The sequence below is a fragment of the Bifidobacterium olomucense genome (assembly GCF_012932375.1).
In the GTDB taxonomy this organism is placed as follows: Bacteria; Actinomycetota; Actinomycetes; order Actinomycetales; family Bifidobacteriaceae; genus Bifidobacterium; species Bifidobacterium olomucense.
The window spans coordinates 51207-67054 of sequence record NZ_JAAIIG010000003.1 but is presented as its reverse complement, the minus strand read 5'-3'; the positions used below and the strand labels follow the sequence as shown (position 1 = coordinate 67054).

Genomic DNA, 15848 nt, shown 5'->3' with positions numbered 1-15848 from the left:
TGCGGCGGTCAGCGTAAGCTGGTTTGCCATATCCAATAGTTACTGAACCGTAACTATGTCAGCTTGATGTCAAGGAGGTAATCCATTGCAGGAACTTGAGGAGCGAATCCAAGCCGAAGGCACTGTCAAGGTCGGCGACGTGCTCAAAGTCGACGCATTTCTGAACCATCAGTGCGACGTACGTCTGTTCGATCATATGGGTGCAGCGTGGGCCGAGCATTTTGCCGGTAAGACCATCACCAAGATCCTGACCATCGAAGCTTCCGGCATCGGCATCGCTTGCTGCGCAGCTCATCATTTCGGCGACGTCCCGGTGGTATTCGCCAAGAAGGCCCAGTCCATCAATCTGGACGGCGACCAGTACACCACTACCGTCTACTCCTTCACCAAGCAGAAGGAATTCCCGGTGATCGTCTCCAAGAAGTACCTGAACCCGGGAGACCATGTACTGCTCATCGACGATTTCTTGGCTAACGGCAAGGCATTGCGAGGACTTATCGAACTGTGCGAAAAAGCCGGAGCCACGGTCGAAGGCATCGGTATCGCGGTGGAAAAGGGATTCCAAGGTGGTGGCGACAAGCTGCGCGAGGAAGGCTACGACGTGGATTCGCTGGCAATTGTGGAATCCATGGACCCCGAGACCGGCAAGATCGAGTTCCGCCGCTGAGTGACTGACGAAGAGAGAAGAAGCATGAGCGAAGAGAAGCAATCCGGCAAATCATCCGCCGTCTCCTTTGAAGCACTGAGCTCGCTGGATGCGCCCGTCTCCTTCTGGAAGGGCATCCCGTTCGGCCTTCAGCACGTGATGGCTATGTTCGTGGCGAATCTGGCCCCGATCTTCATCGTGGCGTCCGCCGCGAAAATGACGCCAGCGCAGTCCGCCGCGGTGATTCAGGCCGGTCTGCTCGTGGCCGGCCTAGGCACCTGCCTGCAGCTGTACGGCGCATGGCGAATCGGCTCCAGACTGCCGATGGTCACCGGCATCTCCTTCACCTATGTGGCCGCAGCTGTGGCCATCTGCGCGGATAAAGGCTATGGCGCGGTCGTCGGTGCCGTACTGGTCGGTGGCCTACTGGAACTGGTGCTTGGCCTGACCGCCAAGTATTGGCGTCGCTTCGTACCGCCGATCGTCTCGGCCATCGTGGTGACCTCCATCGGTTTCTCGCTGCTCAATGTGGGTGCCACAAGTTTCGGCGGCGGTTCCGGTGCCAAGGACTTCGGCTCGTGGCAAAACCTGATGCTTGGGCTCATTTCATTGGTGGCTTGCCTCGCTTTCCAGCTGCTGATGAAGGGCACGGCCAAACAGCTCTCCGTACTGTTCGGTCTCGTGGTGGGCTATGTGGTGGCTATCTGCATGGGCAAGGTCGATTTCTCCGGTTTCCAGAACCTCGCTATTGTTTCCGTACCGCAGTTCATGCCGTTCAAGCCTGAATTCGACTGGGGTTCGATCATCTCCATCGGACTGCTGTATGTGGTTTCCTCGGTCGAGGTGCTGGGCGACACCGCAGCACTGACCAAGGTGGGTCTCAACCGCACACCTACCGAGCGTGAGACTGCAGGCGCCATCGCCGGCGACGGCCTGATCTCCTCGGTCTCCGGTCTGTTCGGTTGTCTGCCGCTGACCTCCTTCGCCCAGAACATCGGATTGGTGGCCATGACCAAGGTCGTCAACCGCAAGGTAATCCTCTCCGGCGGCTTGATCCTCATTCTGGCGAGCTTCGTGCCGGCCATCGCCGAGGTGTTCAACTCGTTGCCGCAGGCGGTGCTCGGCGGTTGCACCATCATGATGTTCGGCAACATCATCCTCTCCGGCTTCCAGATGATCGCCGAGGCCGGATTCTCGCAGCGCAACATCACCATCGCGGCGCTCTCGCTGACTATCGGCATCGGATTCACGCAGGTGAGTGACATCTTCGTACATTTCCCGGCCCTGTTCCAGCAGATCTTCGCTTCCAACTGCATCGCCGTGGCGTTCGTGGTGGCGGTGATCCTCAATGCAGTGTTGCCCAGTGAGGAGCACTTCTTGAGCGCACCGGCAGCGAAAGAAGAGTAAGCACGGTTTGGGCCGCATACACCGCTGAGAAAGCATAAGCGAATCTCCACTTTCCTCATTTTCCCTGTTGTCGCTTGCGCACAACAGGGATTTTTCGTATGTTCTGCGCAGTTGTGTACAGGTTCGGCAGATATACCCACAACATCACGGTACAAGAATGGCGGAATTTCGCCATTCTTCAATTTCCAAAATCGCCATTTGATGTGCAGACTTATGCACAACTGCATGAAAACCCACTTTTCGCACGGTTGTGCACAAGACGATTACGAGTTTCGCATCATAGCGCATCGCAAAACCAAGCCAACATATCGTTTTTCGATATATTCCGGTATGATGTGGCGTGAAACAAGGAGGCCGCTATGAAACAGTACATGAATCGATGGGTTTTGCTTGGGTTGAAGATCATCGTTGTGGCCATCTGGCTGGGGTGCATATGGGGACAGATTATTGCCGTGCCTATATTCAGCGAGGCGATGGCCGGCCTTTATTCCTCGCAACCTCCCCTGCGTTGGCTGTACCTTATACTTGGCGAACTGTTTCTGGCCTGCGTTGAAATCGCATTCATCGGAGTATGGCGCTTGTTCTCGCTCTCCGGCTCAGGCGCGGTATTCACCACCCAAGCGCTCCCCTGTGTGAATCTGATCATCGGCTGCGCGTCTGTCGGCACGGCGTTCACCGCAACCGTATTGGGAATATTCGCGTTCTCCTCATGGAATGACACCTCCATGCAAGCCATGGATTATTTCGGTATTCTCGCCGCACTTGGTATCACCGTTGTGGCTGAGATCGGCTTCATTCTGCTGATGATAGTCATGAAAGGGCTACTTCGCGCAGCCACCGATCAGTCCAGCGAACTGGAGCAGGTGATCTGACATGACTATCCGCATCAACTTGGATGTGATGATGGCCAAGCGCAAAATCGGCGTGGGCGAATTGGCCGAACGAATCGGCATCACACCGGCCAACGTATCGATTCTGAAGAACGGACGCGCCAAAGCGGTACGTTTCACCACCCTCGACGCCATCTGTCAAGCTCTTGACTGCCAACCTGGCGATATCCTCGAATACGACCCGGATGAGTGACCGCCACGTCATGGCCATCCGTGAAATCATACTTCAGGCGTATTGTCCTCACGTGCTCAAGCATGAAGTATAGAAGGCGGCGCAACGAACGGAGGGACTATGGGAAGACGGCACAACCAATATGGCGTGCGTCATCCCGGCGCGCTCACAGCGTGGATCATGCTGCCGATAGCCGTGTTTGTCGTCATCGTCCTATTGGGCGTTATATTGCTTTCGCGGTTGCTCACGCCAAAGCAATATGTACGTTCGGCCGATGACGCCTATTGCGCCGCCATATCCTCCGATGGCACACGGCACACGCTCAGCCCCGAACAGGCCGGCAACGCCGCGCTGATTGCGAACCTCGCCGTCAATCGTGGGCTGCCAGATCATGCGGCCACAGTAGCTATCGCCACGGCTATGCAAGAATCACGACTCACGAATCTCGACCATGGCGACTTGGATTCGCTGGGGCTCTTCCAGCAACGTCCCAGTCAAGGATGGGGCACAGCTGAACAGGTGTCCGATCCGGCATACGCCACGAATATCTTCTACGACCACCTGATGCAGGTACCCAACTGGCAAACCATTCCGGTAGAGGACGCGGCACAGGAAGTACAACGTTCCGGATACCCGGATCTGTATGCCAATTGGGATTCGATGGCACACGCTTGGGCGTCGGCCTTGACCGGTGAGGTGAGCGCGGGCGTCACATGCGCACTCGAACCTGCAAACGGCTCCGACGCGAACGGACTCATCACTGCGGCCACGGCAGCGCTGCCCAATATCAGCATCACCAAAGGCACCACAAACGACGATAAGCACTCGAACGCGACAACCGACTCCACACTGACTGTCACGCTGCCGGCCGGATTATCCGATACCGACCAGCAGCGCGTATGCTGGCAGACAGCCAGCTGGCTTGTCGCCCACGCCCGGGAGTACGGCATCGACTCTGCAACAGCCAACGGTATGAGCTGGAACCGCACGGATGGCACCTGGACCGGCAAAGAGACCATGCAGGGCACCATCATCGTGACACTGGGCTGAAACCGCACTCCCCCTGCAACACCGGTCGTCCCCCATGCATCATAGGGACCGTCAACGCAACAGAGCGTTATCACGCCGAAATCATGCCGCGCTAACGCAGGCGCGTCTCCTTCAGCGCGGATTTGACGGCAGCCTTGGTGAGCGCAAACTGCGCATAGTACGCCACAGCGGTGAGTGCGATCATAGATGCCAAGGTGACGACGCCAGCGACCACGTCTTTCTGAGAAAGATTCTTCACCGGACACTTACCGTTTTTGCCACACATACCCGGGTGATGCCTGAGCGGGCAATGCGCAGACTTGGGGCAGGCTGCGGCCGAATCCTCGGTCTCACCGGTCGGGGCTACGATGTCGGACTCGTCTAGCGACGCATCGGGATCTTTGATTTCGTTGATTTCGGTCATGATGTTTCCCTTATCGATCTGACGGAAATGCTTTCCGTGCGCGCGGCGGCATCAGTGCCGTCACACTCACCATTGTACTGTTCAGGCACCGGAATAAACGGCATATTCGCCACCGTGAATTCTCGATGAATTGCGTCGTGATGCACAGTATATGGTTCATCAAGATGCGCCGCATACGGCACAATGGTGTCAAGGAGGCGCTCCCATGGTTGATGACTACACTGCAAAGATGACCGAGCTCATTGAACTCATGCGCATGATCGGCAACGATACGCAGCAGTGCGAGGTCAAAGAATGCAAACGTCGTATCTCCTCCACCATCACGGATACGCTTTCCGCGTTTTCAAACGGTTCCGGCGGATGGATCATCCTAGGGCTCTCCGAAAAAGCCGGCTTCACGCCAGTGGAAGGATTCGACGCGCGCGCCATGCAGGAGGCGTTAAGCCAAGCGTGCGAGAAGATGACGCCGGTGGTTCGTCCGGTGATCGTGACCTGTCCGTTCGAAGGCGCGAATCTGGTGTTCGCTCGCATCGATGAAATGCTGCCACGTGACAAGCCCTGTTTCACTACTGCGCTAGGCCCACATGGAGGCTCATTCATCCGCACCGGCGATGGCGACCGACGCATGACCTCGTACGAGGTGGACCGTCTTATCGAGGAACATCTGCAGCCCACCTATGATTTGGATATCGTTCCAGACGCTGCCATTGATGACTTAGATCCCACGTTGGTTTCAGGACTGTTGGCGCGTGCTCGCGAACAGCATCCACATGTATTTGCCGGGCAGGACGGCACCCGTACGCTACTCGATTTGCAGGTGTTGCGTCACGATGATTCTGACGGCAACGAAGTCGGAGGCATCTTACGCCCCACGTTAGCAGGGCTTCTGGCGCTTGGCCGCTATCCGCAGAAGTATTATCCACGGCTGTCCATTGCCATCGCAGTGTTTCCCGGCATCGATCGAGACGAGGTATTCCGTGGCGATGACCGGCTGGTGGCAGCCAAGACCATCGTAGGACCTATTCCGGTGATGATCAGCGACGCGGTCGAATCGCTGATGCGCTGGATCGGCGCGAAGAAACCGGACTATCCACCAGTGGTGCTGCGTGAGGCTATAGCGAATGCGCTTACCCACCGGGACTACTCCCCCGATGCGCGTGGCACGCAGGTACGTATCAGTGTGTTCACGAACCGTATCGAGATCACCAATCCAGGTGGTTTGTACGGCACCGTGACGCATGACGTACTGGCGAATCCGAATCCGGTGACCGGCGCACCATTTGTTTCCACCCGCAACCAGTTCCTGTTCACGTTGTTGGAGTCCACACCGTACCCGGATGGAGGATTCGTGAACCCGGAGGGCGGCGATGGCTACCAGCGCATCGCTGCAAGCCTCAGGGAGGCAGGCATTGAACCGGCCACCACGGTCAATGACATCAACACGTTCACGATGACCATCACCAAACAACGTTCAGCCGCGAACAGCACGCCGAGTGATATTTCGAAGGCGATTCTAACCGTACTGGAACGGCATTCCGCAATGAGCATCAAGGAGATCATCCGCGAGCTGCAGCTCACTCCCTTGGCCGCCACTTCCGGCATGCGCGAGCTCATACGCGAGGGTCGAGTCGCCAAGGTGAAATTCCAAGACGACCCGACCCAGCGGTATCGGTTGAAGGGGATGTAAGGGTTGCACCCAGTCTATGCTTCGGCGAGTTGAGTGACGGTCGAAGCCACCGCATTCGGCCGGGAGCGGCGGAACCGTCCGGCAGCGAGTCCCACACAGACGAACGCGACGGCGAACAATGCCACGATGCCGGTGGCCACAGCCCAGCCGCCCACGTTCACGCCGGATGCGGCGGAACCGAAGCCGAGCGCGTTGTCGATCGCCGTGCAGTACCACCAGCCGGGCGTGAGTCTGGCGATGGTGACCATCGTGTCCGGCATCATGCTTATCGGGAACGCGATGCCAGAGGCGAATAGGATGAGCAGACCGAACACGTTGGCGAAGCCGTTGGCCACCATGTCCGAAGCGCCGAATTCACCGAGCATGAATCCACAGGCCGTGCACATAAGGGCGAACATGCAGATCGAGGTGAAGGTCATCATCACGCCGCCTACCGGTATCGAAACGATATTCACGCCTGCTGCAGCTGTGAGGCCCAGCGCGGTAACCAGATAGCCCACGCAGATCAGCAACGCGAAGCCACACAGGACTCCCATACGCTTGAGTCCGATCGAGGCCATGGATGGGGACGCCATAAGTCTGCGACGCAGCTCCCCCGCGCCGAACACGCGGGCCACAAGGCTCACGCATACGCTCAAGGTGAGGAACAGCGGGTAGATTGCCGTCTTCATCGTGTCGCCGAACCCGGACGCAACCGGATTCGCCGTGTCTGCCGCCCGGTCGTTCTGCGATGTGATGTTCTCCACGACGACCGGTCGGTTGGCCTTCGCATCGTGTGCCGTGCGTGCAGCCCGCTTGGCGGCGGATTGCATATCGGTCATCGTCAGTTCAGACAACGTTCCCTCGGGCAGTGAGTTGAGGTCGAACGTGGATGAGCCGTCCATGACCTGCGACCAGTTGCCATTCTGCCCGGCAGCAGCGGAACCGGCAGCTTCACCGGTATTCATGCCGCCGATCACCTTGGCGTATTTTGCGTACCATGCGGCGAGTTCGTTGTCATCGATCTGCACGTTTCCGCCGATCAATGCGATACGGGTCAGCGAGAGGAACCCGTTCACGTTCATGCCGGCGATGGTGCCGGCACCGGACGTGTAGCTCGTGACCGTCTCGACTTTCGGCATGTCGCCGCCGGATTGCGAGGCCCTGAGGAAGTTGTCGGCGTAACCGCGTGGGATGATGACGATGAGGTCGGTCCAGTTCGAGGCGACGGCCTGTTGCAACGATTCGGAATCGTCATCCAGGCTGACCAGCGTGGCGGAATCGGACAGGTAGTCGCGCAGTCCTTCCGCGATGCCGCCTCGGTTTGAATCCCGATCAATGACGGCAACGTTGACCTTCTCCGGCTCGTAGGTGTCAGCCACCGTGCGGGTGGCTACGGTGATCTGAGACCAGCTGAGCGTGAACATCATGATGCCCATGAGCACCAAATAGATGATGATGTACGTGCGGTGTGCGAGCAGTACGTGTATGGTTGCTTTACAGGTGTTCATAACGTTGCCTCCTGAGCATGATCACGCCGGCCGCGAGGAACACCGCGCTCATCGCCAACAAGATGGCGCAGGTGCGGATGAACGGCTGGTAGCTGTCGTAGTACATGAGCGAGTAGAACAGGTTAGTCACCTGTTGGGCGGGATTGATGGCGGCGAGCAAGGGTGCCTTGCGTGTGATCAGGTCGCTTAGTTCCATGGCGAATCCGCCATACAGGCCGCTGAACAGGGACAGCGAGCAGGCAATCGCGGTGGACATGCCCTGCTTGACGCCGGTCGTGAGTTTGGGGATAGCGCCGATCATCGTGCCGAACGCGCAAGTCATGAACGAGGCGACGATTACGGCGAGCACGGCCGCAGATTCACGTCCACCGACTTCGATGTCGCAACCGTAGCGGATATAGGCGAGCGCGACGAGCAGACAGACGCAGGAGCACAGCCATCCGGCGAGGAATCCGGCGATAAGCTGTTTGGCACGGCCGAGCGGCGCGACGGTGCGGCGGATGCCGAGTGCGGAGAGGTTCGCCTGTGCGGTGGTGACGGTGTGGATCATGTACGACATGGCGACCAGACAGGCCATGCCCATGAGCGCGTAATAGTATCTCGCCATCACGCTGGGCTTGAAGTTGGTGAGCGTGACCTCCTTGGTGGCGTTCATGGACGCGTTGATGCCGTTCCAGAACGTGCGCGTGGCCGGGGCGGTCGGATTGTCTTTGAGCACGGACTTCACGGTGGTGCTGGTGCGGTTGTACTGGTCGAGTACATTGTCAAGCGCCGAGAGAGAAACGTCGAGTCCCGCTTCCTGCGTGCCGTTATTGGCTACGGTCACGGTGTCGTCGCTTAATGTGAGGGCGATTCGTCCCTCGTCGTCAGCCTTGAGATAGCCGTCCGTCTTGTCTTGGGACAAGAGTTCGCGGGCCTGTGAAATCGAGTCGACCTTAGTGACGTCCAGCAGGGTCACGCCGGGATCGATGTCCATTACATCCCTGCTGTCATCTTGAGCCTTGCCTGAATTGCCGTTTTTGCCGGACATCGCCGTAATGAGCGTGTCCGCACCGATCGCGTTTGTCCAATTCGTATCCTTCACGACAGCCACGGACACCGGGGTGATGCTCATGGCCTGATCCAGGTTGCCGAACACGCCATTGAACATGGTCGCCAGAGCGATCGGGAACACGATGAGCCAGAACAGCGAGCTCTTATCCCTGAGGTTCGCCTTCAGTGTGACTATGAAAGTAGTCCACATGGTGTTCTCCTTTCCTTGGGTTGAGGATCCCTAGTCGCGCAGTGCCTTGCCGGTGAGTTCCAGGAACACGTCGTTGAGGCTCGGCGGCCGGCTGGTCAAGTGTCCGATGTTCGCTCCTGAAGTACGCAGTACACCGATAAGGTCGACGAGATTGTGCTCTCCGCGACGGCAACGCACTTCCAGCTCGCGCCCGTCGTAGGACGCTTCGATGACGAATGCGAGCGCACGCACGGCAGCAAGCGTCTCGTCGGTCAGGTCAAGCGTTTCGATGGTGATGCGCTCGCCTGTGTCGATCATGGCTTTGAGCTCGTCGGCTGTGCCGAGCGCGAGATGGCGACCGTGATCCATAATGAGGATGCGGTCGCAGATCTGCTCGACCTCCTCCATGTAGTGGCTGGTGTAGATCACCGTGGCGCCGGCCTTATTGAGTTTCTGGATGCCTTCGAGTATTGCGTTGCGGCTTTGCGGGTCGACGGCCACGGTCGGCTCGTCGAAGAAGATCAGGTCCGGTTTGTGCGCGATGCCGCAAGCGATGTTAAGGCGACGCAGCAGACCTCCAGAGAGTTTGCCGGGACGGAATTTTCGGAAGTCCTGCAGTCCGGCGAATTCGATGGCTTCTTCGACCAGGGGTGCGCGGTCTGCTTTCTTCGGCACGTACAGCGAGCAGAAGTAGTCGATATTCTCGGTGACGGTCAGTTCGTTGAACACGGCTACGTTCTGCGGCACGATACCGATGCGCCGCTTAAGGTCGTATGAGGTGGGCGTCATCGGCTGTCCGAAGACGCGGATGGTGCCCGAATCGTAGGTGAGCAACGCGAGAATGCAGTTGATGGCCGTGGTCTTGCCGGAACCGTTGGGACCCAGTAGGCCGAAGATCTCGCCCTGCTTCACGTCGAGGTCGAAGTAGTCGAGCGCCACCATGTCGCCGTACCGCTTGACGAGCTGGCTGACGTGGACTGCCGTAGTGTCGGTTGTCATGTTCGCTCCCTTCTTTGGATGATTCCATCATCCCAAGCGCGAGCGCATAGAGCCAGCCACATTCGTCACGAGTACTGCAAGTTTCAATGACATTTGTCATTCGATATAGCAAACGGCCATTTGCTGGAACAGTTTGTTCTGGCCGCGTAGGCAGTTCAACTTTCGATACATCAATCTCACCCGACATAAGTTTGGGCAACAGGGCATCACGAAGTTGTTCGAGTCTTACAATTTCTAAACTATTATTAAAGATCGTTTCGTCGAACGATTTTGCATATTCTTCAAACTGTGCGATGTCTTCTTTACTATTAAGTGGAATCTCTATATTCCGAAGTGCTTTCCCATTAATGGAGCCAAAAACAGTGCCTTCACCGTTATAAACGTCTAGCTTCTTCTGTAAAGAGCGTAAAAGATACAGACAGTAACTTTTATAATCACAAGATATTGCAGCGAGTCCACGACCGATGCAGCAGTCCTCTGAAGCGACATTAATATCACCGACAGGAGCGCGGACACTCATCAGTACATCTCCCGCCTTTGCCATGCGCTTCGGCTCAGTGGTGTAAAGCCGTCTTTTCGGAAAACGCGAACCGAATTCAGCACGTCCTTGATAAAAGACAACGCCATCTCCGTTCTCATTGTATGAAGAGCCACTAGGAGATTGCCCCATTGTTACAGTAGCTATATCTTGTAGAATCGCACTATTGGAGGATTCTTCAAACATTTTCTTAAACATCGCATCACAGCATTTAGCCAAATGGCCGTTTGTCTGCCTATTGCCTCGTTTTTCTGCGGCTCGCATTATGCATGCATGTATCCCATACACGCATTAAAGTTAAAGGTTCCACATGATAGGAAGCAACACCATCGAATCAATTCTGAAGGCCATGCAGAACACGTTGGATGCGCGACAGCTCAAACAGCTCAAAGGCGTACTGTCGGTCAATCTCAACGCGGCAACAACTCCCGATAACGGAAATGAAGCCAAGCAATTGCTGAATTCCTTCCTTACCGCCAAGGAACTTGAAGGGTGCAGCGAGCGCACGTTGAAATACTATGATTCAACACTTACGCATTACTTAAAAGAGACCTCCGTTCCGCTGCCTCAAGTGGATACCGAACAACTTCGAACCTATCTCACCGAATACCAGACGACGCATGACGTAGGGAAGGTCACAGTAGATAATATCCGACGTATTCTCGCCACGTTTTTCTCATGGTTAGAGGATGAGGACTATATCGTCAAAAGCCCCGCACGTAAGATACGTCGCATAAAAGCGCCAATCAGAGTTAAAGAAATCATTTCGGATGAGGATATGGAACGATTGCGTGACGGATGCGAGACACCACGCGATCTTGCGATGATTGACTTGCTCTCCTCCACCGGCATGCGAGTCGGCGAATTAGTGAAGCTCGACCGCAGCAGCATCAACCTCAACGAGCGTGAATGCATTGTGCAAGGTAAGGGCAATAAGGAACGAAAGGCCTACTTCGATGCCAGAGCCAAACTTCATCTTGAAGAATACTTGCAAGGTCGCAACGACGATAACCCTGCCCTATTCGTCAGTCTCAGCGGTAACCACGAACGCATTGCCATTTGTTCCGTGGAAAGTCGGCTTCGTTCTCTCGGCAGAAATCTGCGACTTCCCCGCATACACCCTCATAAGTTCCGACGTACTATGGCCACCAATGCCATAAACCGCGGCATGCCAGTGGAACAGGTCCAGAAACTACTTGGACACGTCAAGATAGACACCACCATGCAATACGCATTGGTCAGCCAAAGCAACGTGAAAGCGTCGCATCGAAAATATCTAGGGTAATCAACGTTATCCCCCTATAATCGAAACCAGTACCAATCAACCCGGTAAAGCCGAAAGGAGACGCACTGTGGCTACATCGTGCACCCGTTCAGAGCAGACAAATACCGCATATCTCAGTGCAGAAAATGGTTTCACCGTGTTTGAATACGGCAAGGCTCGTATTCGGTTCCGCGCTCCTTACTCATTGGAACGGTATACCAATGTCAAGCAATGGGATAACGGATACCTCGTCGTGGATGCAAAATACAAGCACAATGCCGCGCCAGAAGAAGAATACATCGATCTGGAACCAGTACTTACAGATCTCTACATCGACGCCAACCATTTCCTGCAACCAATCAAGAAAGTCGAGATAGCTCATGCCTGATATTGATTCAATTGCCAGCGGCGCGGGAATGATTGTGAACGGTTATGCGTTTACTGGCGATGACAATGGGCATATTAAAGTGCTGAATCTCAATGCTCCCGACTCCGCTCTGGTGCTAGACCGTGAAGGCAATGTACTTGAAACCAGCATGGACGACATGGAGGTCGGCATCGTTCAGGATTATTACCGAAACAACAAGGAGTTTCTGGAGGTTGACCATGCCTAAGTATTTCCAGTTCATGGTCGCCGGATATTACTTGTATTTCACGTCATTCTGCGTCATCGAATGCATGCACGTACACGCCAATGACACCAAGCTCACCGAATCAGGCTCCGCGAAATTCTTCGTCAAATCCAACGGCGACACCACGCTTGAACGACAAGGCAGACTCACCGCAAAAGAGGTCTCTATAATTCAAAAATTCATCAAGAAAAACTATCGAGAAATGTACCTCAGGTGGAAGGAATACAGCACCGAAGACTTCTACGGACAGGCTTGATTACAACGCACAAATAACGATAGGTATGCAATCAATGACATGGCAAAGCATGGCGCTTGGCGAGGCAATCACACTCAAGCGCGGATACGATCTGCCTTCAAAGAAACGAGTCAACGGTAAGATCCCTGTTTATTCGTCTTCAGGACGTTCTGGGTTTCACAATGAAGTCGCAGTACACGGGCCAGGAGTAATCACCGGACGATACGGCACCATCGGTGAAGTTTTCTATGCAGAAGATGACTATTGGCCTTTGAATACCACTCTGTATGTCTCTGATTTCAAAGGGAATTATCCTCATTTTATTTACTATCTACTAAAAACCATCAACTGGAATAACTACACAACAGCAAGCGCGGTTCCAGGCATCAACCGAAACCACGTTCACCATTGCGTAGTCACCATTCCTGATCTCACGACGCAGTACAAGATTGCCTACGTTCTTGGAGCATACGACAAGCAGATCAACTATCTCGCTCAGGCAAACGGCCATTTGCTGGAACAGTTTGTTCTGGCCGCGTAGGCAGTTCAACCTTGGAAACATCAATCTCACCTGACATCAGTTTGGGCAACAGGGCATCACGAAGTGTTGCCAATCTTTTTGATTCGATACTCGTGTTTCTGATTTGCTCGATTACAGGATCTGCGAACATACAGTAATCTCGAATCTCTGATGCGCTCGGGTTCGGCACAGTATATGCAAGAGTGTCGCTGGGATGGACTCGTTGACGAGAACCTGTAGAGCCAGTCACATGTCCTTCAAGATAACTAAAGAATCTGTCTTGCATCAAAGCTGAGCAATAAAAGCTATAGTTCTTTTGATTGTTAGGAACATATTCGATAAATTCCGTAGAACATATTGCGTTATCGGTGTTTATCAACTGTGGCAGCCAGAGACGTCGTGTTGTTGGATTGAGTTTCGACACCAAAATGGAATTCGGCACGACTTCATATTTGTTGCTTTTGATTGTGTTCCCCAATTCAAAAGAAGGATATTGTTCAGCATCAAATGCTGGGATACTGTAATGTTCCCAATATTTATCCGGATTACTGGCAGGTTTCACCGACTTTTTCCAAATGGAAACGACGCTTCCTAAATCACTGACAGGCGTATCCCCATTCTCAAATCTATGGGCAAATTCAATCTTAAGCAGCTCAAACAAATGGCCGTTTGTCTGATTGAGATTATCAATTAGCTCCTCAATTGCTTCAAGAGTTTCGACCAACAGTCGTCGTGCACTCGAAAAATCAGGGAGTTTCCATGCCAAAAAAACATCTCTTGAAAGAGATAGATTCGTTGTTCCCATTCCTCGTGCTCTGCAATAATCCCGATATTGTGGCGTTCTCAGTAACCAGTACACATAATGTTGATAATCAACAGAAACTCCTTCACGAAAGCGGAGAGCAACCGTGTCCTGAGTAAGTCTTCCCAAAGACACCTTACTCGGAACACGTGCAACCGCTCCCAAAAGATCTCCCTTATTTGTTATGTCTTTTAATGACACATATAAATCATTCGGATGCATCAAGATTTTTTCGGAGGTCTCCCCCGGATAATGGCGTAATTTGGAACCATTAAATCCACCATTACGAGCAATAGTTCCAAGACCAAGTAATGCAGGGCCATCGTCACCGAGCAACTTGCTCTTGTATGTATTTCCACGAACCAGAGATATAAGTTCGGATAATTCACAGCCCATACCCAATCGCCTCCAGATTCTTTTTGATTTCGGCTTGCAGTCGGTTGGACTCCTCGAAACACTTGTCGAGTTCGCTGGTCAGACGCTTCATCTTCTCATCGAAAGGCTCGTCGTCCTCTTCCTGTTCGGCGATGCCAACATAGCGACCGGGGGTAAGAATGTAATCCTGCTTGGCGATGTCTTCGATAGACGCTGCAGCGGAGAAGCCTTTCTCCTCTTCCAGTGTTCCATCACGGAACGCATCAAACGTGGACGCGATCTTCTGAATGTCCTCATCGGTCAGCGTGCGCTGCGAACGGCTGATCATCGTACCCATATTGCGAGCATCCACGAATAGTGTCTCCGAATCAGCAGGACGTCCCTTACGCAGGAACCACAAACATACCGGAATCTGCGTGGAGAAGAACAACTGCGTCGGCATCGCAACAATACCCTCCACCAGTCCGGCGTTGACGATGTTCTTGCGAATCTCTCCTTCATTGTTCGTCTGCGACGACAACGAACCATTGGCAAGCACCAAACCGATTCTACCGGACTGAGACAGGTGGTGAATCATATGCTGCATCCACGCGAAGTTTGCATTGCTTTGCGGCGGTACGCCGTATTCCCAGCGCGGATCATCTTGCAACTTGTCGCCACCCCAATCAGAAAGGTTGAACGGCGGATTCGCAAGAATATAGTCGAACCGTTCAGTGCGATGCAGGTCATTGAAGAATGTGTCATCATTCTTCGGACCAAGGTCAGCATCGATGCCACGGATGGCGAGGTTCATCGTGGCCATCTTCCACGTTGTCGGGTTCGACTCCTGACCATAGACGGAGATGTTGTTGATATTGCCCTGATGATTGCGCACAAATTCAGCGGACTGCACGAACATGCCGCCTGAACCACACGCGGGATCGTAAACACGCCCCTTGAACGGTTCAAGCACATTCACTAGAGTCTTCACTACGCATTTCGGCGTGTAGAATTCACCGGCATTCTTACCCTCCTGCGATGCAAACTGCGACAGGCAGTATTCATACGTGCGGCCGAGCAGATCATGGGTGTCTCCGTTCTCAGCCATCTTCACGTTGGTGAACAGGTCGACCACTTCCCCGAGCCGGCGCTTGTCCAGTTCAGGACGTGCAAAGTTCTTGGGCAGCACGCCCTTGAGTTTCTTGTTCTCCTGCTCGATGAGCCTCATTGATTCATCGATGACCTTACCGACTTCAGGAGTGTGCGCAGCCGCGGCCACGACTTCCCAACGGGCTTCTTTCGGTACCCAGAAGATGTTCTCGGACGTGTACTCGTCACGGTCTTCCTCGAATCCTTCGCCTTCGGCCACCAATTCGGCGTGTTTGGCCTCGAAGTTATCCGAGATATATTTGAGGAAAATCAAGCCGAGCACAACATTCTTGTATTCCGAAGCATCGATGTTGCCACGCAGTTTACAAGCCGCGTCCCAAATCTGCTCCTCGAATCCGAGGGCTTTGGTACTTGTCTTCTTCGCCAT

At 54.3% G+C, this 15848-nt stretch carries 17 protein-coding genes and 1 pseudogene; 11 read left to right on the top strand and 7 right to left on the bottom strand.

What is annotated here, in order from left to right:
- Positions 1 to 85: 85 nt before the first annotated feature.
- The 5 genes from G1C97_RS04010 (at position 86) to G1C97_RS03990 (ending at position 4165) form a co-directional block, all read left to right on the top strand.
- On the top strand, positions 86 to 667 hold the full coding sequence (locus tag G1C97_RS04010; RefSeq protein ID WP_169240659.1) for a xanthine phosphoribosyltransferase: 582 nt from the start codon (positions 86 to 88) through the stop codon (positions 665 to 667).
- A gap of 24 nt (positions 668 to 691) precedes the next feature.
- Positions 692 to 2053: a nucleobase:cation symporter-2 family protein gene (locus tag G1C97_RS04005; protein ID WP_169240658.1), complete on the top strand. Its 1362-nt coding sequence runs from the start codon at positions 692 to 694 to the stop codon at positions 2051 to 2053.
- 359 nt (positions 2054 to 2412) lie between these two features.
- Positions 2413 to 2925 (top strand): DUF2975 domain-containing protein, encoded by a 513-nt coding sequence (locus G1C97_RS04000; RefSeq protein WP_169240657.1) that lies wholly within the window; start codon positions 2413 to 2415, stop codon positions 2923 to 2925.
- A 1-nt stretch (position 2926) separates the two neighbouring features.
- Positions 2927 to 3136 carry a helix-turn-helix domain-containing protein gene (locus tag G1C97_RS03995; RefSeq protein ID WP_169240656.1) on the top strand — a complete coding sequence of 70 codons (210 nt, stop codon included), beginning with the start codon at positions 2927 to 2929 and terminating at the stop codon, positions 3134 to 3136.
- Positions 3137 to 3235: 99 nt separating this feature from the next.
- Positions 3236 to 4165 carry a transglycosylase SLT domain-containing protein gene (locus G1C97_RS03990; RefSeq protein ID WP_169240655.1) on the top strand — a complete coding sequence of 310 codons (930 nt, stop codon included), beginning with the start codon at positions 3236 to 3238 and terminating at the stop codon, positions 4163 to 4165.
- Between the two features lie 91 nt (positions 4166 to 4256).
- Here G1C97_RS03990 and G1C97_RS03985 read toward each other — a convergent pair whose 3' ends face one another.
- Positions 4257 to 4568, bottom strand: a complete 312-nt coding sequence (locus tag G1C97_RS03985) for a hypothetical protein (RefSeq protein WP_169240654.1) — start codon at positions 4566 to 4568, stop codon at positions 4257 to 4259.
- Positions 4569 to 4773: 205 nt separating this feature from the next.
- Here G1C97_RS03985 and G1C97_RS03980 point away from each other — a divergent pair, with 205 nt between their 5' ends.
- The gene (locus G1C97_RS03980) at positions 4774 to 6255 is read left to right on the top strand and encodes an ATP-binding protein (protein ID WP_169240653.1); all 1482 of its coding nucleotides are present in this window, start codon (positions 4774 to 4776) and stop codon (positions 6253 to 6255) included.
- Between the two features lie 14 nt (positions 6256 to 6269).
- On the opposite strand, the gene G1C97_RS03975 is transcribed toward G1C97_RS03980, so the two are convergent.
- The 4 genes and pseudogenes from G1C97_RS03975 to G1C97_RS12475 all read right to left on the bottom strand — a co-directional run.
- Entirely contained in the window at positions 6270 to 7745 is a 1476-nt protein-coding gene (locus tag G1C97_RS03975; RefSeq protein WP_169240652.1) for an ABC transporter permease, read from the bottom strand.
- Positions 7732 to 8988 (bottom strand): ABC transporter permease, encoded by a 1257-nt coding sequence (locus G1C97_RS03970; protein WP_169240651.1) that lies wholly within the window; start codon positions 8986 to 8988, stop codon positions 7732 to 7734. The genes G1C97_RS03975 and G1C97_RS03970 overlap by 14 nt, the downstream gene beginning before the upstream one ends.
- A 30-nt stretch (positions 8989 to 9018) precedes the next feature.
- Complete coding sequence (locus G1C97_RS03965; protein WP_169240650.1) at positions 9019 to 9966, bottom strand: ABC transporter ATP-binding protein; 948 nt, start codon at positions 9964 to 9966, stop codon at positions 9019 to 9021.
- A 307-nt stretch (positions 9967 to 10273) separates the two neighbouring features.
- A pseudogene (locus tag G1C97_RS12475) lies at positions 10274 to 10690 on the bottom strand (restriction endonuclease subunit S); the annotation flags it as partial.
- 127 nt (positions 10691 to 10817) lie between these two features.
- Between G1C97_RS12475 and xerA the strand changes: the two are divergent.
- The 5 genes from xerA to G1C97_RS03935 all read left to right on the top strand — a co-directional run bounded on the left by xerA (position 10818) and on the right by G1C97_RS03935 (position 13176).
- Positions 10818 to 11789 (top strand): site-specific tyrosine recombinase/integron integrase, encoded by a 972-nt coding sequence (xerA, locus tag G1C97_RS03955; RefSeq protein ID WP_417852205.1) that lies wholly within the window; start codon positions 10818 to 10820, stop codon positions 11787 to 11789.
- A gap of 67 nt (positions 11790 to 11856) precedes the next feature.
- On the top strand, positions 11857 to 12156 hold the full coding sequence (locus G1C97_RS03950; RefSeq protein WP_169240648.1) for a DUF7724 family protein: 300 nt from the start codon (positions 11857 to 11859) through the stop codon (positions 12154 to 12156).
- Positions 12149 to 12382: a DUF7723 family protein gene (locus tag G1C97_RS03945; RefSeq protein ID WP_169240647.1), complete on the top strand. Its 234-nt coding sequence runs from the start codon at positions 12149 to 12151 to the stop codon at positions 12380 to 12382. Before G1C97_RS03950 ends, G1C97_RS03945 begins: the two co-directional genes overlap by 8 nt.
- The gene (locus tag G1C97_RS03940) at positions 12375 to 12656 is read left to right on the top strand and encodes a DUF4160 domain-containing protein (RefSeq protein WP_169240646.1); all 282 of its coding nucleotides are present in this window, start codon (positions 12375 to 12377) and stop codon (positions 12654 to 12656) included. The genes G1C97_RS03945 and G1C97_RS03940 overlap by 8 nt, the downstream gene beginning before the upstream one ends.
- 34 nt (positions 12657 to 12690) lie before the next feature.
- Positions 12691 to 13176: a restriction endonuclease subunit S gene (locus G1C97_RS03935; RefSeq protein WP_169240645.1), complete on the top strand. Its 486-nt coding sequence runs from the start codon at positions 12691 to 12693 to the stop codon at positions 13174 to 13176.
- Here the strand turns inward: G1C97_RS03935 and G1C97_RS03930 are convergent.
- Entirely contained in the window at positions 13118 to 14353 is a 1236-nt protein-coding gene (locus tag G1C97_RS03930; protein ID WP_169240644.1) for a restriction endonuclease subunit S, read from the bottom strand. The genes G1C97_RS03935 and G1C97_RS03930 overlap by 59 nt on opposite strands.
- Positions 14343 to 15848 (bottom strand): class I SAM-dependent DNA methyltransferase, encoded by a 1506-nt coding sequence (locus tag G1C97_RS03925; protein ID WP_169240643.1) that lies wholly within the window; start codon positions 15846 to 15848, stop codon positions 14343 to 14345. The genes G1C97_RS03930 and G1C97_RS03925 overlap by 11 nt, the downstream gene beginning before the upstream one ends.